Annotated in this window: 3 protein-coding genes; 1 reads left to right on the forward strand and 2 read right to left on the reverse strand. The window is 67.6% G+C overall.

Going from position 1 to position 6,042, the window contains the following annotated elements:
- On the forward strand, positions 1–1,885 hold a 1,885-nt coding region (locus VGH68_RS02520; protein WP_331601928.1), incomplete at its 5' end, for an ATP-dependent DNA helicase.
- Between the two features lie 124 nt (positions 1,886–2,009).
- Here the strand turns inward: VGH68_RS02520 and VGH68_RS02525 are convergent.
- Positions 2,010–4,700: a mechanosensitive ion channel family protein gene (locus VGH68_RS02525; protein WP_331601929.1), complete on the reverse strand. Its 2,691-nt coding sequence runs from the start codon at positions 4,698–4,700 to the stop codon at positions 2,010–2,012.
- 371 nt (positions 4,701–5,071) lie between these two features.
- The coding region (locus VGH68_RS02530; RefSeq protein ID WP_331601930.1) for a sigma-54 dependent transcriptional regulator at positions 5,072–6,042 on the reverse strand (971 nt) is incomplete at its 5' end.

A 6,042-nucleotide genomic window follows, 5' to 3' on the forward strand; every position in this document is an offset into this window, starting at 1 on the left:
CGGCAGTCAGAAAGAAACGGTGCTCGCGCAACAGCACAGCGCTCGCGAACTCGAAGTCTTCTTCGTCGAGCAATGCGAGCGGTTTCTCGATTGGGCCGCGCAGGAAGACGCGCATCGCGCCGCGCGCAATGCGGCGCTCGCCGCGTTGCAGTTTCCGCACGGCGCGTTTCGCCGCGGCCAGCGCGAACTCGCGGTCGCGGTGTATCGCGCCGCGCGAGACGGCAAGCCGTTGATGGCGCAAGCGCCCACCGGCATCGGCAAAACGCTCGCCACGATTTTCCCTTTGCTGAAGGCCTGTGCGGAAGACCGCATCGACCGCATATTCTTTCTGACCGCGAAGACGCCGGGCCGCGCGCTCGCGCTCGATGCGATCGACGCGCTGCGGCGAAGCAGCGCGTCGCTGCCATTGAGAACCCTGGAACTGGTGGCGCGCGACAAAGCCTGTGAGCATCCGGACAAGGCCTGCAACGGCGAATCCTGTCCGCTTGCGCGCGGCTTCTACGATCGCCTGGACGCTGCACGCGCGGCGGCGTTGGCGGGGCCGCGGCTCGATCGCGTGGCGGTGCGCGACGCGGCGCTCGCCAACCAGGTCTGTCCGTATTATCTGGCGCAGGAACTCGCGCGCTGGGCCGATGTGGTGGTCGGTGATTACAACTACTACTACGACGGCAGCGCAATGCTCTATGCGCTTACGCAGATCAATCAGTGGCGCGTCGGCGTGCTGGTCGACGAGGCGCATAACCTGGTCGAACGCGCGCGACGCATGTACAGCGCGTCGCTCGATCAGGCGGCGTTCAGACTCGCGCGCAAGACCGCGCCAGCCGCGCTGCGCAAGCCGCTCGAACGCTTGCAGCGCGAGTGGAACGCGCTCAAGCGCGCGCAGACGGACAGCTATCGGGTCTACGCGGACGTGCCGGGAAAATTGCTGTCGGCCGCGCAGAATCTGATCGGCGCGGTCACGGATCAATTGGCCGACGCGCCGCTATCCATCGACGAACACGCGCTGCGGTTCTTCTTCGACGCCATGCATTTCGTTACGCTCGCCGAGCAGTTCGGCGAGCACTCGATTTTCGACATCACATTAACTGCCGACCGCTACGCGCCGCGCGATAAAACCAGCGCGACCCTTTGCGTGCGCAACGTGATCCCCGCGCCGTTTCTCGCGCCGCGCTACGCGGCCGCGCACGCCACGGTGATGTTTTCCGGCACGCTGGACCCGCGGCATTTCTATTGCGACACATTGGGGTTGCCCGGCGACACGCGCTGGCTGGACGTCGAAGGGCCGTTTCGCGCGGAGCAGTTGCAGGTCCATGTGGCCAGTCATGTATCGACACGCTGGCGTGATCGCGAAGATTCGCTGGCGCCGATCGTCGAGCTGATCGCACAGCAGTATCAGGCCCAGCCTGGCAATTACCTCGGCTTCCTGAGCAGTTTCGAGTATCTGCAACGCGTGGTCGCGCTGATGCGCGAGCGGCACCCTGGCTTGCCGGTGTGGGTCCAGGAGCCCGGCATGGACGAAGCCGCGCGCGACGCGTTTCTCGCGCGTTTCAGGACCATGAATCAGGGCATCGGCTTTGCGGTGCTCGGCGGCGCGTTTTCGGAGGGCGTGGATCTGGCCGGCCAGCAATTGATCGGCGCGTTCATCGCAACGCTCGGTCTGCCGCAGATGAACGACGTCAACGAGCAGATGCGGCGCACGCTCGATGCGCGATTCGGCAATGGCTACGATTACACGTACCTGTACCCCGGTTTGCAGAAAGTGGTGCAAGCGGCCGGCCGCGTGATTCGCACCGAGGAGGATCGCGGCGTCGTGCATCTGATCGACGACCGGTATCGGCGGCCCGAGGTGCGGCGCTTATTGCCGCGGTGGTGGCAGGTGCGGTAGCGGGCGACAGTGCGGCCGCTGGCCGCGTAGCGGCGGCCGTGCTTGCCGCGCGCTGTGCTGAGGCTCGTGCGGCGCGCTCCGATCGAGCGCGATGCGCGCCGCGCCGATCGCAAGGCGCCGCGCATCACGCATGCGGCGACGTCGAGCCCGGGTTCGACGGCGTGCCGGGCCCGCCAGCCGGATTCGGATCGACCGGTATCTGGTCTTCGACCGGCGCGTCGCCTTGATGGTCCGAGTCCCCGTTCGTTGAAGCATCGCCGTCGGGCTGCTCGTCGTCGCGCTCCCGCTCGACGCCCGAAGCGGTTTTCACCGCGTTGCTTTGCGGATCCCACGTCAGCAGATGACGCTGCGGATTCGCGATCTCGATGCCGCGTTCGCTGAAGCGTTCGAGGATGCGCCGGTTGAATTCGCGTTGCACGCCCCAGCGCGCGGTATCGCGGCATTGAATCTGGCCGGCGAGCGTCACGGCCGAGCCGTCGACCGCATCGACGCCCCAGAACGCGAAGTCAGACAGGATGCCGTCCTTGAACGTGTCGTCCGCGCGCAGCGACGCGCCGATTTCCTTGAGCGTATCGATTGCGCGTTCGAGGTCCTGACCGAACACGATATTGACCTGCACCGCCGCATTGCCGAGCCCGCGATTGGTGTTGTTGACCGTCGACACCGAACTGAACGGCACCGTAAACAACGAGCCGTCGCTGCCGCGCAGCCGCACCGTGCGGATCGACAGGTATTCGACGGTGCCGGACACGCCCGCGAGCGTGACCCAGTCGCCGACCTGCATCGCGTTTTCCATCAGCAGGAAGATGCCGGTAATGAAGTCCTGCACCAGCTTTTGCGAGCCGAAGCCGAGTGCGACGCCGAAGATGCTCGCGCCCGCGAGCAGCGGCCCGATGTTCACGCCGAGCTCGCTCAGCCCGGTCAGCACGACGATGAGCGCGATCACGCAGAACAGCGCGCTGCGCAGCATCGGCAGCAGCGTGCGCAGCCGCGCTGCGCGCACCAGATCGCCGCGCGTCGTCCAGTTGTCGAGGCGCCGTTCGGCCGCGACGTTGACGACCTCCCACACGATCAGCGCGATCACCGCCGCGACGCCGATCGTCGCGAGCGCGGACGCGAGACGCCCGCCGATCGTGCCGGCGCGAAACAGGTCGAAGACATCGACGCCCCACGCCTGCAACAGCGTGAGCGCGGTGATGATGCCGATGATCCAGCCGATCACGCGCCGCAACAGCGGGTAGTAGCGATACGCGTGCTGATGCACGAGCGAGCGCGATGCATCGTTGCGCACGTCGAAGATTCGCGCGAGCGCGCCGAAGATCACGATCGACGCGAGCCGCGCGCCGACCAGGATCGCGAGCGTCATGCCGCCGATACTCACGAGCGCGTGATAGCCGTTCTGCACGTCGAAGGCCCACACGATCCACAATCCGATCACGATCGTTGCCGCGACCCATGCCCATGCGTCCGCGAGCGCGTTGCCGAATATCTGGAGCGATTCGTGCGCGACGAAGTGCTTGCGGATCCGGTTGCCGACCGGCCTCGCGCAACGCAGGATCAGGATCGAGATCATCACGTGGCCGACGAGCGCGACCACCTTCAGCAGTGCGAGATGCGCCGCGTCGTTCATGCCGAGCGCCTGCGCGACTTCTGCGAGCGCCACGCCGGCACCGACCACGCCGACGATCCGCTCGATCCAGCCGAGCACGAAAGCCGCCCACATGTCGCCCATGCGCAGCAGCCGCAAACGCGGCGCGCCCGGTTGCAGGAAGAACGCGCCGACGATCACGATCGCGCGGCACAGCACGTAGATGTCGACCAGCGAATCGAGCGCGCGATCCTGCGGTGTGCCGTTGTCGCTGAAGATCGACATCAGCGCACCCGCCACGCCGACGAACACCGCGAGCGGCAGCAGCCGCGCGACGGTGATCAGCAGCGCGCGCGGCAGGCGCTGCAACAGCGTCCAGTGGTGGGTCGCGTTGCGCCTGCCTTCCGCTGCGATCGCGCGGCCTTTCTCGGAAGGTGTTGCGTATCGCGTCGTATCGGGTTCGGCCGGCCCGGTGGCGACGGCTTGCGCCTCCGCTTCGAGCACCGGTGGCAGCGGCGCGGCGGGCAGCGGCGGGGTGCTGGTCGGCGGAGCATCCGCCGGCGCCGCGCCGCGCGGGATGGTGTGTACGTCGGCGCGATCGGACTCGTGGTCGGGCTCGTGGTCGTGCTCGTCCGGCGGCGTCTGTTCACGGCGCGCGGCGATCGCGGTATACACGCGCCGCAGCAGCCGCCGGGTCAGCCATTCGATCAACAGCGCGGGAAGCAGCGCGGCGAGCAATGACCACACCACCTCGAACAGCACCGCGCGCGCGTGCGGATTATTGACCTGCCCGTGCCACCACGCACGCACCGACGCGACGTCGAACAGCGCGGCGAGCGAGCCGCGTAGCGAGGTGGCGAGATGACGGACCCAATGCGCGCCCTGGCGGGCGATCTGCGACGCGAGCCCGTTCGACTTGAGCGCGGCGGGCACGAGCGCGGCGACGCCGCTTGCCGGCGGTGGCGCCGACGCGGCCACCGGGGCGGATGCGGGTGGGGCGCTCAGCGCGCCGGCGGCGGCGATCGCCTGCAGCGTGTCCGCGACCTGGGCGCGGCGTTTGGGGTCGTTCAGAACGGAGAGTGCTTCGCGGGCCTGTTGCGGCGTCAGCGACACGGGGGCCGACGCGGGTGTGGCAACGGCGCTGGAACCGGCCTGCGGGGCGGCGAAAACCGGTGCCGCGCCGGCAAGCAGGAGGACGAGGAAACAGACACGCAAGTGTTTTTGCATAGGGTGTAAAGCGGGATCAAGCGAAAGCGGACGATTGTGCCGGAACGCGCGGAGTGTTTCAGCACCGTGTCCCGGAACGGACCCGGATCCACGCGCGCAAGTTCCTGAGGCGGCCTGCCGGGCGGGGGATGCGCCGCATCGACGGATCTGGATGGGCGCCGGGGCAGCGCAGAAATAATGGAGGACGGCCGCGGTTTCGTCGAAGGTAGCACAAAGCCTGCCCGGCACCGGGCTGGCGAGCGTCGAAGGTATGGGGGGCGTCTGTCCGGCGCGTGCGAATGCGGCGGCGGCTGCCGCTGCCGCGATGAAATCAGCCGCAGCCGCTAGAGAACCGCTAGGCGGTCGCTGAAAAGCCGCGCGATATGTCCGGTTCAGAACATCGGCGACGACGCATGGCGTTGCGCCTCGTCATCGGCATCGGCGGCACCGTTCGCGGCGCGTGCAGCCGCGTCCTGATGCAGCCGGTTCGCATGCATCAGCCGGTAGAGCGTGGCGCGCGAAATGCCGAGTTCGGCGGCCGCGTCGGACAGCTTGTAGCCATGCCGCAGCAACGCGTGCTCGATCGCATCCTTCTCGGCCTTGCTGCGGATTTCGGCCAGCGTGACCGCCGGCCCGTTGTCCGCCTCCGGCAGGCCGAGATCGCTCGCGGTGATGAAGCGACCTTCGCTCATCACGACCGCGCGGCGCACGCAGTTGATCAACTCGCGCACGTTGCCCGGCCACGGATAGTTCGACATCGCGACGATCGCATCGCTCGACAGCCCGCGCAGTTTGCGCGCGCCGTCCTGCTTGTACATGCTGAGCGCGTAGTTGGCGAGCAGCTTGATGTCGCCGCCGCGTTCGCGCAGCGGCGGCTCGACGAGCCGCAGCACGCACAGCCGATGGTAGAGGTCGGAGCGGAAGCGCCCATCTTCGACCGCGCGGTCCAGATCGACGTGGGTTGCCGAAATGACCCGCACGTCGACGTTGATCGGGCCATTGCCGCCGAGCCGCTCGATCGTGCCTTCCTGCAGGAAGCGCAGCAACACCGCCTGGCATTCGTGCGGCATGTCGCCGATTTCATCGAGAAAGAGGGTGCCTTCGTGCGCGCTCTCGATCCGGCCGATCTTGCGTTGCAGCGCGCCGGTAAACGCCCCGCGCTCGTGGCCGAACAATTCGGCTTGCAGCAGACTCGGCGGAATCGCCGCGCAATTGATCGCGACGAACGCGCGGCCGGCGCGCGGCGAGCGCTCATGCACGGCGCGCGCGGTCAGTTCCTTGCCGGTGCCCGATTCGCCGGCGACGAACACCGGTGCGTCAGTCACGCCGTATTTGTCGATGCGCCGGTATAACTGCTGCATCG

Source organism: Paraburkholderia sp. (assembly GCF_036488505.1).
Taxonomy (GTDB): domain Bacteria; phylum Pseudomonadota; class Gammaproteobacteria; order Burkholderiales; family Burkholderiaceae; genus Paraburkholderia.

Coding starts and splice junctions, on each gene's coding strand:
- VGH68_RS02525 (WP_331601929.1), bottom strand. CDS start 4,700: ATGCAAAAACACTTGCGTGTCTGTTTCCTCGTCCTCCTGCTTGCCGGC.